Origin of the sequence: Lysinibacillus sp. NPDC086135, from assembly GCF_044746345.1 — a bacterium.
Lineage (GTDB): Bacteria > Bacillota > Bacilli > Bacillales_A > Planococcaceae > Lysinibacillus.
This window is the reverse complement of the sequence record NZ_JBIVCA010000020.1, coordinates 35808-49752: the sequence shown is the minus strand read 5'-3', so window position 1 is coordinate 49752 and position 13945 is coordinate 35808. Positions and strand designations below refer to the sequence as shown.

Here is a 13945-nt window from a genome sequence, read left to right as displayed (position 1 = left end):
TTGTATTGATCATTAGAAGAGGTGTCAAAACTATGCTAAAGAAATTTAAAATGAAGGATGGACTGTCTATTGCCATTCATAATCAACCAGAGGAGATGCAATTAGAGGGAATAACCCAAACAGGGAATGCACCTCATGATCGAATAATTGCCTTTGTGTTTACTATTGATGAAATGGTAACGTATTTACAAAATGTACGAAAGTTAAACACGCTTACGGAACAAGGTTATTTATTTTTTGTTTATCCGAAAAAGGGTAATAAGAAGTATGAACAGTTTATCCACCGCGATGAAATCTTCCCAGCAATTCAAGTGGACGAGGAAAAATACATTGTTGGCAGTGATTATAAATTTGCAAGTCTTATGTCGTTAGATGAGACATTTTCTATAGTAAGTATAAAGAGAGATGGCAAGGGACGCGGCAAGAAGAAGACAGCGAGTAGTCAATGCGTTAGTGACTATGAAGGTATGATTCCTCAATTGCGTGATTCACTTATGGAAAATCCGGATGATTTAATATTTTATAATGGATTAACACCGGGTTATCAAAAGGACTGGGCCCGATATATTTATAGTGCGAAAAAGGAAGAGACGCAAGTAGCACGTTTAGAGGAGATGCGTGAAATTATTAGATTGGGCTACAAAACAAAGGAATTATACCGAAAAGCAAAGGCGGAGGGTAAAGCATAATTTATAAAGAGGCTTTAATGATTCCTTTAAATGATGCTATATTTATTGTAATTAGCAAAATAAGACAGATGGTTAGCAACTAGGATTTATTATGTAGCGGAGCGATTAAATATTAAGTCAGCACGGAGATCAATGCTACGTTATGGAATGAATGAGTCTTTTGATTAATAAAAATACACACCTAGCAATAATACTATGTTGAAAAGAGGGCAGGGCATGAAAAGCACATATATTGAGCAAGTGGATGAAAAATGGCGGGAGAGTTTTGGCAAACTTGTGGACGTGGTAGAAAACAATTTACCAGAGGGTTTTGAAGAAAGCATGTACTATGACATGGTAAGCTATGTGGTCCCACTAACTACTTATCCGAAGGGCTATCATGTCACACCCAATACTCCCTTGCCCTTTATAAGTCTTGCTGCACAGAAACGGCATATTGCAGTTTATCATATGGGCATTTATGCAGATCGAGCGTTACTCTCGTGGTTCCAAGAGGAATATGCGAAACGAGTACCGACGAAACTCAATATGGGGAAAAGTTGTATTCGTTTTACAAGCACTAAAAATATTCCGTTTGAATTAATAGGAGAGCTTGTTGCGAAAATGACACCAGCGCAATGGATTTTAAAATATGAAGGGGAGTTAAATAAATGAAAAGTGCCACTACATTTTTAATGTTTCAGGGACAAGCCAATGAAGCTATCCAGCAATATCAACAGTGGTTTTCAGAATTACAGGTGGAAAGCTTAACCTATATGGAAAACTCACAACAGATTGCGATGGCTGTTCTACATTTAAAAGGTTTGAAAATGATGGTGAATGATAGTGTAATACAGCATAACTTTACATTTACACCGTCAACTTCTATTTTTATGGAATGTGAGTCTGAAGAAGAAATCGATAGTCTAGTTGCTCAAATTTTAGAAGGTGGACAAGCTTTAATGCCACTTAATAATTATGGATTTTCTAAGAAATTTGCCTGGATTCAGGATCGTTTTGGTGTATCATGGCAACTAACGTATAATTGATTTTCAGAAGAAATATATATATAAATAAATGCATTATGTTAGTAGAGGATGATATTAAGTCCGTTGTTAATCATGTTAAAAGGAGAATAGCGTATGGTAGTAAATTTAGTGAGACACGATATAAAGTATGCTGAAGCGATGCATGCACTATCTTCTATGCCACAAGTTCGAGATGCACTAGGGTTACCTGCTGGTAAAGTGGAAGATACGATTAATTTTATTAAACGTGAATGTGTGGACGAAGAGGCTGGAAAAACAGTCCCTCGTGTTGTACTGGATGAGGAAGGACAACTGATTGGTGTGACGGCATTAATGTTTATTGATCACAATAAAAAGAGCTGTCATATTGGCTCATGGCTGGGCTATGAATTTTGGGGAAAAGGCTATAATCTTCAATCAAAAGTTGCGATTTTAGATATTGCATTCTTTGAGTTAGGGCTAAAGCGTGTTTTTGCAGGAGCTAGAAAGGTTAATATACGCTCACAAAAGGCGCAGGAAAAGTTGTCTTTTATTCGATTAGGAGTTGAGAATGATTTTCCGCAGGAGCATTCATGGCTAGAGATCAAAGAAAAGCAGCCGTGTGTTTTAAATGTTTTTGAGCGCGCAGATTTTGTCCGATATCGTACATCCTTAAAGAAAGTGGAAGGTGCTCGGGAAGACTATTTACCTCAACTATTATTAGCTGATGAAAGTGAAGTCGCTGTTCGAGAATATTTAGATGACGGTGAGTTATACGAAATAAAATGTGGTGAGCAGTTAGCGGGTGTAGCGTTACTTCTTGGACAGTCTGATTCGACAGTTGAGTTAAAAAATATTGCGATTGTACCGAAGTATCAAGGTAAAGGACTTGGGAAAGAAGCACTGCGACAAATAACAACCATTTGTCAATCACAAGGATATCAAACGATAATAGTTGGAACTGCAAATTCTAGTATTGATAATATTGCCTTCTATCAAAAAGCAGGTTTTCGTATGGAAGCCATTGAAAAAGATTTTTTCAGTAATTACCCTGAGGCAATCTATGAAAATGGAATTCGTGCTCTCGATATGATTTTCTTTTCAAAGGCATTGTAAAATAAAATAGACATAAAAAATACCCGTCCAACTTGAGTTGTGCGGGTATTTTTATTCGCCAAACAACAGTGCCATCAACTTTTCTTTTGAATGTAAAAAGTCATCTAGCGTATAGCGATCTAAGACGGTTAAATAGGCTTGCAATGCTTCGTATAATACGCCTTTTAGCTGGCATTCTGGAGCGATCTTACAAAGATTATTTTCTTTGTCAAAGCATTCGACGAGATGAAAATCCTCTTCTGTATGACGTACTATTTCACCAATTGTAATGGTCTTTGGATCAATTGCTAGGCGAATTCCTCCACCACGCCCTCGAATCGTTTCAATATAGCCCAATAATCCAAGCTGGTGTGTCACCTTCATTAAATGGTTTTTCGATATATTATAAGCATCTGAAATTTCTTGGATAGTTGATAATTGGCCATCTTCCTTCGCACCCAAATATATGAGTGTCCGGAGAGAATAATCTGTGTATAAAGTTAAGCGCATAAGAACACCCTACTTTCTATAGTTCAAAATAATTATAGCATTTTTACCTTGAAGTATTATAAATTCAATACTTTTTTAAAGATGTATTTAAAATACATTAATTATGTCCATTTTGTTAAAGATGTATTTTATATATTGCTTTTAAAAAATGAGAGCGTTATATTGTAATCATGAAAGGGTGGTAAGCGATATGTTAAAACAAGAAACAGTACAAATTATTAAGGCAACAGTTCCTGTATTAGAAGTTCATGGAGTGGAGATTACTAAAACATTTTATAAAAATTTGTTCCAAGCTCATCCCGAATTATTAAATATTTTTAACCATACAAATCAAGAAAAAGGTCGTCAGCAAACAGCATTAGCAAACACAGTTTATGCTGCGGCAGTTCATATTGAAAATTTAGAAGCTATTTTACCAGCGGTGATGTTAATTGCTCATAAACACCGTAGTCTAGGTATTTTACCTGAGCATTATCCAATAGTAGGAGAATACTTACTAAAAGCGATTAAAGAAGTGCTTGGTGATGCAGCAACAGATGATATCATTAATGCATGGGCTGAAGCATATGGCGTCATTGCAGATATCTTCATTCAAGTAGAAGAAGAGCTATATCAAAAAGCTGAGGGTAATGGCGGATGGCGCTTATTTAAACCATTGAAAGTAGCGAAAAAAGTAGTAGAAAGTGATCTTGTTACATCTATCTACTTTGAAAATGAAGATGGTTCCCCTCTACCAGCTTATGAGCCAGGTCAATATATCAGTATCCGCGTGAAAGTACCAGGTGAAGAGTATTTAATGAACCGTCAATATACACTTTTACAAGCAAGTACAGAAGATGGCTATCGTATTTCTGTAAAACGTGAAAGTGATCATACGCCAAATGGTAAAGTATCTAACTTTATTCACGACGTATTAGAAGTCGGAGATTTAGTGGATGTAAGTGTTCCCGCAGGACTATTTGTCTTAGAAGAAACTGCTGCCCCAATTACATTTATAAGCGGTGGTATCGGTGTAACACCATTAAACAGTATGCTGCAATCACTAAAAGATAATGCGGCAAATGAAGTGAGCTTTATCCAATGTGCGCGCAATGAAAAAGTTGTAGCATTTAGTGATGACATTCAAAAGAAAGTAAATGTGCTTCCAAATGCAACATACACAGCGTTATATTCGGATGAAGATAAGAAAATCACAAAAGAATTTTTAGCTGAAAAAGTAGCCAACAATGCAGATGTTTACGTATGTGGACCTGCTGGCTTTATGGAAGCGGTCATTAAAAATTTACATGAGATTGGCGTGAAAGACGAAAAAATTCATTATGAATTCTTTGGTCCAGCCATGCAATTAGTAAAATAAAATTCAAAATTGTGGATGACGTGCTCTTATTTAAAAGCACGTCATCTTTTTATTTTATAAAAAATTAGTCTTTAAAATAATCTGGTCGGTGAAATCCTTCGTAGTCTTTATTAGATTCAATAAATTTTTGAAAATCTGCCGAATGATATGCTTCAATTAAATCATTTACAAATTTTTCATCTTTATCCTCAGTGCGAACTGCTAATAGGTTTTGGTATTCGAAGGTTGGGTTCTCCAATGCCAAGGTCGATGATAGTTTTCTTCCAGAGGACAAAATAAAGTTACCGTTTACAAGTGCAAAATCTACGTCAGACAGTGAACGTGGCAATTGTGCTTGCTCCATTTCAACGAAATCAATAGTGTATACGTATTTCGTGATATCTTGTTTACTCACTGTAGTAGGTGAATAACCTTCTTTTAGTTCAATCCATCCAAGATCGTCTAAGATTCGTAGAGCACGTGCAATATTAGCTGGATCATTAGGAATTGCTACTGTATATTCTTTATTTTTTTTAAAACTGTCGATAGAATCAAAACGATCTGAATAGACCCCCATTGGTGCAGTAGGAACTTTAAGTATTTCTGTCAAATCTAAATGCTTCTCTTTTTTAAAGTTTTCTAAATAGGCAGTGTGCTGAAAAATATTAGCATCAATTGAGCCATCACCTAAAGCGATATTAGGCTGGACGATATTACTGAATTCAATTGTTTCAATTGTGTATCCCTTTTTTTTTAGTATCGGTGCAATGCCAAGTTGAAATTGGTCGCTGTATGGACCGGGTGTAAAACCTATTTTAATTGTTTTATTTGATGTTTCTTGTGCAGTTCCGTTTGAATTACAAGCTCCTAACATTGATATCAATAGCAAAAGGAAAAGAAATTTTTTCATTATTTTATCCTCCGTTATCTAAAAAAGTAATATTGACACTTACTACTAAATATAAGCAATAAAAAAACGCGTAAACGACAATTGTTTACACGCCTCCGGTGATTCCGGTCAGTAATCATTTTATACCAATTGGATTAGTAGGATTATAGCAAACGTATTTTTATAAATCAATAAGTTTTTAACTTCCTTCAGCAAGTGTTATGGTAGCGAAAGGTAACAACTTCTAAAGGTAGTGAGATGAATGCGGCGGATGCAATTATGCCGAGGCATAATTGATTAATTGATTTTTTAAAATATACTTGACTTATCGGTTTTGTTTGGTTTAATATGTAAATTAATTTATATAATGTGGCGACTGAAAAAATCGGAGCTTTGGTTTTAGAACTAAAAGCTCCGATTATGCTTTTTAGCCATAAAAAATACTCATAGTGACCATAAAAATGGAGCTCTCATTGATGTCTTAAGCGAAGATTTGCGCAGGAGATTTGGTGGGAGTTTTTTGTGTTCATGAAAAGGAGTTGGAGATAATAAATGTCTTTTAGTGGAAGTTTGAAAGATGGAAGAAGTGTGTGGCTGGACGGAGTAAAAGTGGACGTAACAACTCATCCAGCCTTTACGGGAACATTAGAGACTATCACAAATTTATTAGCACTTCTAGATGATGAGAACAATCAAAGCATTGCAGGTTTTAAAAGTCCAAAAAGTAATCGATTTGTTCATAGTGCATTTTATATTCCGCGTAGCTATGAGGATTTAATAAAGCGTAAAAAAGCATTTGCTCTATGGTCGAATAAAACCTATGGAGTGATGAGTCGTTTATCAGATTATGCTAATTCTCTAATTACCGGATACTATTTGGATCGTCAACAGTTTGCGCAATATGATGTTGGATTCGTTGAAAAAATAACGAAATATTATGAGCTAGCTAGAGATGAACGGCGAATTGTTACTACTGCAATTTTGGATCCTCAAATTGATCGTTCGAAACCAGCAGAAGAGCAAGATGAAGATGCATTATTGCGTATTATACGGGAGACCAAGGAGGGGGTAGTTGTACGAGGGGCTAAAATGATTGCGACTGGTGCTCCTTATGCACATGATGTCATTGTCACCTCTCCGCAAAAATTATCATCAAATCAAATCGCGCAAGCAAATATGTTTATTGTGCCATTAAATTTACCTGGGCTACAAATAGTTTGTCGAGAATCATTTGCTTCAAATAAAGAGCATCATAAATTAAGTTCAAGATTCGATGAAATGGACGCTGTTTTATTATTTGACGATGTTTTAATTCCGTGGAATAGGGTGCTTATTAAGGGTTCACCTGAGGGCGTGTTGAAAGCACATCGGCATCAGCAACTCGATGCACTAGCGCAGCATCAAACTGTGGTTCGTTTACTATCAAAATTAGAATTTGCTGCTGGAGTTACAACGGCAATAGCTCAATCAATTGGTGCAGATTACTTTTTACATGTTCAGGAAAAAATAGGGGAGCTTTATACACAAATTGATAGTATTGAAGCTTTATTAATTTCATCAGAAAAAGAAGGGCATCTAAATGAGCAGAATGTTTATTTACCTAATATTACGCCACTACAAACAGCAAGAAATTTAGGTACACATTTCTATGGCCGTGCTCTAGATATTTTAAAGGAGATTGGTGCAGGAGGCTTTATTCAATTATCGTCATCTCCGATTCTAGAAAATCATGAATTATTCCCATTGTTTTCTAAGTACTATAAAGGGGCAAAGGTAGATGCACGAACAAAAGAAAAGCTATTTAGAATTGGGTGGGAACTTATTGGCAGTCAACTCGGCTCACGTCATGATTTATACGAACGGTTTTATACAGGTGATCCAATTCGTGTTCATGCCTTGCAGTATGAAACTTACGATAAATCCTATTTGAAAAATAAGTTAAACCATTTTTTGGATAATTTAATTGAAAGGGAGGTAAATGAAGATGAATACGCAGATTCCATATTTGCGGAGGTTGAATAATGGGCGAACAGTTTGGTTAGATGGAGGGATTGTTAATAATTTAGAAAACCATCAATCCTTTAAAGGGACTGTTCGTACAATCCAGCATTTATTATATTTACAAACCGTGGAGCCGACAAAATCGATTTTAACGTATGAAACGGCAGAAGGTACAAATGCCCATTTATCTTTTTTAGTGCCAACATCAATCGATGATTTGAAAAGGAAAAGTTTAGCTTATAAATGCTGGGCAGATGAAACATTTGGCGTAATGAGCCGCTTATCCGAATATTCTCGTTCGCAGTTAGTAGGTTGGTATGCAAGTAGACAACAATTAGATGTTTGGTCACCAGGCATTGCAACAAAGCTTGAAAAACTATACACAGCGGCACGTGATTTAGATTTATTATCAACGGTAGCAGCACATGACCCGCAAAAAAACCGTTCTAGATCTGCTGAAGAGATAGAGCATGGGAAATTACGTGTAGTTACTAAAAATGAAGAAGGTATTTTTGTGAGCGGTGCCAAAACAATTGCTACAGCAGCACCATATGTAGATGAACTGCTCATAACCTCTTATCATAAGCGAGGGTTAGAGGAAGCACCAATGGCAAATGTATTTTATGTTCCAACCGCAGCTCAAGGGTTACATATGGTATGTCGAGAATCGTTTGCTTCCACTGATTCACACAACCACCCTTTAAGCTCTCGTTTTGATGAAATGGATGCTGTCTTAATTTTTGATAATGTTCTAATCCCTTGGGAAAGGGTGTTGGTAGCAGAAGATCCTGAATTAGCTTGGAAGCTACGAACTGAAACGGCATCATCTTTGTTAAGTCAGCATCAAACGGTTGTACGCCTAATTAGTAAATTAGAATCGGTAGTAGCAATTGGCAACGAACTAGCGGAAACAGCTGGAGCGACGGAGTTTTTACATGTAAAAGAGAAGTTAAGTGAGTTAATCATACAGTTAGAAACTATAAAGGGTTTATTAATTGCGGCTGAATATGAAGCTATCGAACATAATGGAATTTATCTACCTAAACGACGATTTTTAACGACTGCCCGAAATTTAGGTACACGTTATTATCCACGTGCTTTGGAAATATTACAGCAAATTGGAGCAAGCGGATTATTGCAAGTGCCGTCTACTATTGAAGAAATCAATGGGCCAATAGGTGACAAGTTACAGGCGTATTATGGAGGTACACATACAAGTGCATTTGCAAGAACCAAATTTATTAAACTAGCTTGGGATTTAATAGGTAGTCAGCTTGGGGCGCGTCACGAATTATATGAACGTTTTTATTCAGGTGATCCTGTTCGTACCTTTGCAGCGCAATATCAAAACTATAGTGAAAAGGATCGATTGTTAAAGCTAGTTGAAGAATTTAATTAGGTAAGGAGAGAGAACGATGAAACCACATTTTTATTGGTTTGCTCCTACAAGTGGAGACGGAAGGTATTTAGGGTTAAAGCAGCCTGAAAGAGAGCCAACTTTTGAGTATTTAGTAGATGTAGCTCAAACGGCAGAAAAAGCAGGATTTGAAGGGATTTTGATTCCTACTGGTATTCCTTATTTAGATTCATGGCTCGTAGGGTCTGCTATCATTCATCAGACAAAGCATATAAAGCCGTTAATTGCATTTAGACCAGGCTTTGTTTCACCGACAGTTGCATCTAAAATGGCAGCGACTTTAGATCAATTTTCGAAGGGAAGAGTGTTGGTCAATGTTGTAACGGGCGGTTCAGAAAAAGAGCTAGCGCAAGACGGTGACTATTTATCACATCAACAACGCTATGAACGTACAGATGAATTTTTAACTGTAGTGAAAGAAACCTGGCAAGAAGAATCATTTCATTATGATGGCGAGTTTTTTAAGGTAACTGAAGGAAAGTTGATTCCTACTCTTTATCAAGAAAGTGGTATTCCTATTTATTTTGGAGGTTCTTCCGATGTGGCTAAGGAAATAGCTGCAAAAGCTGCAGATGTTTATTTGCAATGGGGAGAGCCTATAGCAAGTATTCAGGAGCAAATTCAAAATGTTGAAAGTCGAGCTAAAAAGTATAATCGTCGATTAGAGTACGGTATTCGAATTCATATAGTTGTACGTGATACAGAACAAGAGGCTTGGGATGCTGCTTATAACATTATTAGTAAAATTGAAAACCCTGTACAATCGAATCTGAATCAATATTATGAAACGGTAGATTCAGTGGCTCAAAAAAGAATGAACGTTCTTACTGCTGAAAATGAGCGATTTGATCAATACAGTTGGGCTGGTATAGGTAAAATTCGAAAAGGTGCAGGAACGGCTATTGTTGGTACGTCAGAGCAAGTAAAAGCAGGATTGCAAGCGTATATTGATATCGGTGTAACGCACTTTATTTTATCAGGCTTCCCACATAAAGAGGAAGCGGAAATTTTCGGAGAAAAGGTATTGCCATTATTTGAATAAATGGAGTGATCATTGAATGGAATTTGTTATTTGGGGCTCAAATTTAGCAGGAGGATTTTTACGTTCTAGAATAGAGCAAAATACAGAAGGAAGCTTTGAGTACAATAAAACATTGATAAAATTAGCTGAAAAGTTAAATATAAATGCTGTTTTATTTCCGATTCGATATATGGGGAATATTGGTGGTAATGGTAGTGCTGAAGAAGGACAGCTGGATGCCCTAACGCTTGCAGCAGCATTATTTGCTGAAACGAAAAATATTCACTTTATAGCAGCTGTTTTGCCTGGGTTCATCCATCCAGCAACTTTAGCCAAAATAGGTTCAACAATAGACGTCATTTCAAATGGTAGATTTCATATTAATTTAGTGAGTGGCTGGTTTAAAAAAGAACAAGAAACCTTTGGTATTGAGTGGATCAACCATGAAGATCGCTATCGACGTTCAACAGAGTATTTAGAGGTATTGAAAGGTCTTTGGTCACAAGACAACTTTAGCTATGAGGGCGATTTCTATACAATAAAAAATGCTACGCTTACACCAAAACCAATTCAAAAGCCATATCCTTCGATTTATCAAGGTGGTAATTCAGAGGACGCTCAAGTTATGGCAGGCGTGCACAGTGATGTTTATTTTATGAACGGAGCTCCGATTGAAGAGTTGCAAAAACAAATTGAAAATGTAAATGAAATTGCGAAAAGAATGGGGCGGACGATAAAATTTGCTGTTAATGCATTTGTGATTGCCCGTAAAACTTCTGAAGAAGCGTTCCGAGAATTGCAATCAATTATTGATCATGCCGATGAAGAAGCAATCTTGCAGTTCCGGAATCGCAAAGAAACGTTAGGGATGTGGAAAAATGCCACTCAGTTAAGTGATTTTGTAGCTAATAATGAAGGTTTTCGTACAGGGTTAATCGGTAGTTATGATGAGGTAGTTACTAAATTACAAAAATTAAGTAGCATTGGTATAGAAAAAGTGCTAGTTACTTTTAAAGAACCGTTAAAAGAATTACCTGAATTTCATAAACATATTAGTACAAAACTAGATCACAGTATTTTTAATCCTTAAAACATTGTAATTCTATAGGTTAAATACAAAAAAAGGGGGTGTAATAAAGCAAACTTTTATTTGTGCAGAGCGTACAATTCCTTGGTGCAAAAAAACTGAAAACAGTCATTATAAAAAACCTTTACAAAAAAATATGGTTCATCACCAAAAGTTGTGGATGACTTTTGTTAAAACTTCTACTATGTAAATAGTTGATTGGAGTGGAAACTGGGCGACTCCTCGGGGATCAGCAATAGAGGATCGAAGGCTAAAAGCATCACATCCTGTGATAACGCCTTCGTGACCAACATCGTGTTGGCCCGAGACCCTGCAGCGCAGCGGATGTTTTCTGTGCGAAAGCGTAGTGTTAACGTAGCGGCAGCTACAAAGCGCCCAGTCGGAACGGAAATCAACCACACGTTTTGGTGATCCAAAAATATTAGCTGAAAGAAGTTAAAGATTTACATGAGATTGGTGTGAAAGACGAAAAAATTCATTATGAATTCTTTGGTTCAGCCATGCAATTAACAAAATAAACAAATGATGAACCTTTGTTATAAGAAGCAGCTATCTGCACTTGTAGCAAGGGTTTTTGTGTGAATATGCATAAAAAGTTATTAGATTTTTCACAGTTATGAAAAAAAGTGATTGAATTCATAGTAAAATAAGTGGTAATATACCTTATAAGAATACTTGGTATTGAAAGGGGAATGGTAGATGGGTCAAATGATTATTACAGGACTTATTTGTGGAGCTTTACTTGGATTTGTTATGCAACGTGGTCGTTTTTGCTTAACTGGCGGCTTCCGCGATATGTATTTGACAAAAGATAATCGTATGTTTTACGCATTACTTATTGCGATAGCAATTCAAAGTGTAGGTGTATATACCTTAATTAGTTTGAAGGTATTTGAATTTAGTGCTGGTTCTTTACCGATCGTAGCTGTTATAGTTGGTTCATTTATTTTTGGAATTGGCATTATTTTTGCTGGTGGTTGTGCAACAGGGACTTGGTATCGGGCAGGAGAAGGTCTAATTGGCAGTTGGATTGCATTAGCTGGTTATATGCTTGTAGCAGCAATGGTGAAATCAGGCGTATTGTTGCCATTGGATAAGACTATTAAAGAAACGAGCATTGAAAGTAATTCTATTGCCGAGACAATTGGTGTAAACAACTGGTTGATTATAACTATTTTTGTAATAGTTGTAGCATATATCGTATACCGCGAGCTCAAGAAGCCTCGATTGAAAATCCCTGGGTTAAAGCCGAAAAAAACGGGATTAGCACATATTTTATTTGAAAAACGTTGGCATCCATTTATAACTGCAACAATTATTGGCGTGATTGCAACTTTAGCATGGCCATTAAGTGTTGCTACTGGTCGCATAGGAGGGTTAGGCGTTACAACACCTTCTGCTAATATTTTGCAATTTTTGGTGACTGGACAAATAAATTTCATCAACTGGGGCGTTTTCCTAGTACTAGGGATTTTCTTAGGATCATTATTCGCAGCAAAAATGAGTGGTGAATTTAGATTCCGTATTCCAGATACAAAAACGGCGATTAACAGCTTTTGTGGTGGACTTTTGATGGGATTCGGCGCTGGTTTAGCAGGAGGTTGCTCAATTGGTAATGGATTGGTGATGACAGCGATGATGACTTGGCAAGGCTGGATTTCATTAGGGTTTATGATTTTAGGTACATGGACAGCATCTTACTTTGTATTCGTTCGACCAAGTAAAAAAGCTAAGCGAGCTGCGCAAGTAATAACAGCGTAAAAAAAGGAGTGTATATTCATATGAAAAAAACATTAGAAGTAATGGGGATGGTTTGTCCATTTCCTTTAGTGGAGGCAAAAGAAGCTATAAAAGACTTACATTCAGGCGATGAATTAGAAGTGCAATTTGATTGTACACAAGGTACCGAATCCATTCCTCGTTGGGCTGCTGAAGAAGGGCACGAGGTGACGGAGTATGAACAAGTTGGCGAAGCTGCTTGGACAATAACTATTAAAAAGAAGTAAGTCTTCATAGCAATGCGCTATTAAGCGAGAAATTCGATGATAGAATCGTCGGATTTCTCGTTTTTTTTTGTAACTGAAAGATAAGAAAATAAGGGAACAACCTGAAAGGGATGGATAAAACGTTGATACAAGAAGGAACTGACATTGTAACGATGATTAAGGAAAATTCGAGCTTGCTTGTTGACATTATACCTAATGGGGTATAATATGGATCACGTAAGCAAGTTCAATCGATCGTTTTGGAAGGAGGCGTGATAGTATGGCTTACGGTACAAAAACAGCTAATCGAGTGAAGCGAATAGAAGGTCAATTGCGTGGTATTTTACGCATGATGGAAGAAGAAAAAAGCTGTAAAGATGTAATTACGCAGCTATCTGCCGTACGTTCTGCGGTTGATCGGACTATTGGAGTAATTGTTAGTGAAAATTTATTGGACTGTGTAACGACTGCTGAAGGGGATGCGGGAAAAGTGAATACAGCCATCCGAGAAGCGATGGATTTAGTCGTGAAAAGCAGATGAATTTATATACCCTAAATAGTATATGGAAGGAGGCAATGTTACTTGGGAACATGGATTTTACTTGCTGTTGTTATAGCGTTTTTCGTTTGGCGAATGAAGCCAACGAAAGGGGTGCAGTCAATTTCGGCAGCGCAATTGAAAAGTATTTTGAATGATAAAGATAAAGTTTTTATCGATGTACGTACACCGGCTGAATATAAGGGGCGAAATATCCCGCAATTTAAAAATATTCCACTTGGTTCGAGTTTTGATAAATTACCGAAAGATAAAGAGCTAGTGGTCATTTGTCAAAGTGGGATGCGTAGTAGTCAGGCGTGTAAGCAATTAAAAAAACAAGGATTTGAACGTGTCACAAATGTCCGTGGAGGCATGAGCGCATATTAGGAGG

The 13945-nt window shown here is 36.7% G+C and carries 15 protein-coding genes; 13 read left to right on the top strand and 2 right to left on the bottom strand.

What is annotated here, in order from left to right:
• The first annotated feature begins 32 nt into the window (after window positions 1-32).
• The 4 genes from ACIPKN_RS21595 (at window position 33) to ACIPKN_RS21580 (ending at window position 2791) form a co-directional block, all read left to right on the top strand.
• Window positions 33-689 carry a YdeI/OmpD-associated family protein gene (locus ACIPKN_RS21595; protein ID WP_400940003.1) on the top strand — a complete coding sequence of 219 codons (657 nt, stop codon included), beginning with the start codon at window positions 33-35 and terminating at the stop codon, window positions 687-689.
• Window positions 690-905: 216 nt separating this feature from the next.
• Window positions 906-1343 carry a DUF1801 domain-containing protein gene (locus ACIPKN_RS21590; protein WP_142508599.1) on the top strand — a complete coding sequence of 146 codons (438 nt, stop codon included), beginning with the start codon at window positions 906-908 and terminating at the stop codon, window positions 1341-1343.
• Entirely contained in the window at window positions 1340-1717 is a 378-nt protein-coding gene (locus ACIPKN_RS21585) for a VOC family protein (RefSeq protein WP_142508598.1), read from the top strand. The genes ACIPKN_RS21590 and ACIPKN_RS21585 overlap by 4 nt, the downstream gene beginning before the upstream one ends.
• 93 nt (window positions 1718-1810) lie before the next feature.
• Window positions 1811-2791, top strand: a complete 981-nt coding sequence (locus tag ACIPKN_RS21580; RefSeq protein WP_400939998.1) for a GNAT family N-acetyltransferase — start codon at window positions 1811-1813, stop codon at window positions 2789-2791.
• Window positions 2792-2842: 51 nt separating this feature from the next.
• Here ACIPKN_RS21580 and ACIPKN_RS21575 read toward each other — a convergent pair whose 3' ends face one another.
• On the bottom strand, window positions 2843-3280 hold the full coding sequence (locus ACIPKN_RS21575) for an Rrf2 family transcriptional regulator (RefSeq protein ID WP_323654606.1): 438 nt from the start codon (window positions 3278-3280) through the stop codon (window positions 2843-2845).
• 190 nt (window positions 3281-3470) lie between these two features.
• Between ACIPKN_RS21575 and hmpA the strand changes: the two genes are divergently transcribed.
• The gene (gene hmpA / locus ACIPKN_RS21570) at window positions 3471-4637 is read left to right on the top strand and encodes an NO-inducible flavohemoprotein (RefSeq protein ID WP_400939994.1); all 1167 of its coding nucleotides are present in this window, start codon (window positions 3471-3473) and stop codon (window positions 4635-4637) included.
• Between the two features lie 64 nt (window positions 4638-4701).
• On the opposite strand, the gene ACIPKN_RS21565 is transcribed toward hmpA, so the two are convergent.
• On the bottom strand, window positions 4702-5526 hold the full coding sequence (locus tag ACIPKN_RS21565; RefSeq protein ID WP_400939991.1) for a MetQ/NlpA family ABC transporter substrate-binding protein: 825 nt from the start codon (window positions 5524-5526) through the stop codon (window positions 4702-4704).
• A gap of 531 nt (window positions 5527-6057) precedes the next feature.
• Here ACIPKN_RS21565 and ACIPKN_RS21560 point away from each other — a divergent pair.
• From ACIPKN_RS21560 to ACIPKN_RS21525, 8 genes are all read left to right on the top strand, one after another.
• Complete coding sequence (locus ACIPKN_RS21560; RefSeq protein ID WP_400939988.1) at window positions 6058-7527, top strand: 4-hydroxyphenylacetate 3-hydroxylase family protein; 1470 nt, start codon at window positions 6058-6060, stop codon at window positions 7525-7527.
• Window positions 7490-8905, top strand: coding sequence for a 4-hydroxyphenylacetate 3-hydroxylase N-terminal domain-containing protein (locus ACIPKN_RS21555; protein ID WP_400939986.1), 1416 nt, complete (start codon window positions 7490-7492; stop codon window positions 8903-8905). Before ACIPKN_RS21560 ends, ACIPKN_RS21555 begins: the two co-directional genes overlap by 38 nt.
• 16 nt (window positions 8906-8921) lie before the next feature.
• Window positions 8922-9965 (top strand): LLM class flavin-dependent oxidoreductase, encoded by a 1044-nt coding sequence (locus ACIPKN_RS21550; protein WP_400939983.1) that lies wholly within the window; start codon window positions 8922-8924, stop codon window positions 9963-9965.
• A gap of 16 nt (window positions 9966-9981) precedes the next feature.
• Window positions 9982-11034 carry an LLM class flavin-dependent oxidoreductase gene (locus ACIPKN_RS21545; protein ID WP_400939980.1) on the top strand — a complete coding sequence of 351 codons (1053 nt, stop codon included), beginning with the start codon at window positions 9982-9984 and terminating at the stop codon, window positions 11032-11034.
• A gap of 696 nt (window positions 11035-11730) precedes the next feature.
• Entirely contained in the window at window positions 11731-12792 is a 1062-nt protein-coding gene (locus ACIPKN_RS21540; protein WP_142508589.1) for a YeeE/YedE family protein, read from the top strand.
• 20 nt (window positions 12793-12812) lie between these two features.
• The gene (locus tag ACIPKN_RS21535) at window positions 12813-13037 is read left to right on the top strand and encodes a sulfurtransferase TusA family protein (protein WP_132361421.1); all 225 of its coding nucleotides are present in this window, start codon (window positions 12813-12815) and stop codon (window positions 13035-13037) included.
• 259 nt (window positions 13038-13296) lie between these two features.
• Entirely contained in the window at window positions 13297-13557 is a 261-nt protein-coding gene (locus tag ACIPKN_RS21530) for a metal-sensitive transcriptional regulator (protein ID WP_400939978.1), read from the top strand.
• A gap of 42 nt (window positions 13558-13599) precedes the next feature.
• On the top strand, window positions 13600-13941 hold the full coding sequence (locus tag ACIPKN_RS21525; RefSeq protein WP_400939975.1) for a rhodanese-like domain-containing protein: 342 nt from the start codon (window positions 13600-13602) through the stop codon (window positions 13939-13941).
• Window positions 13942-13945 lie beyond the last annotated feature (4 nt).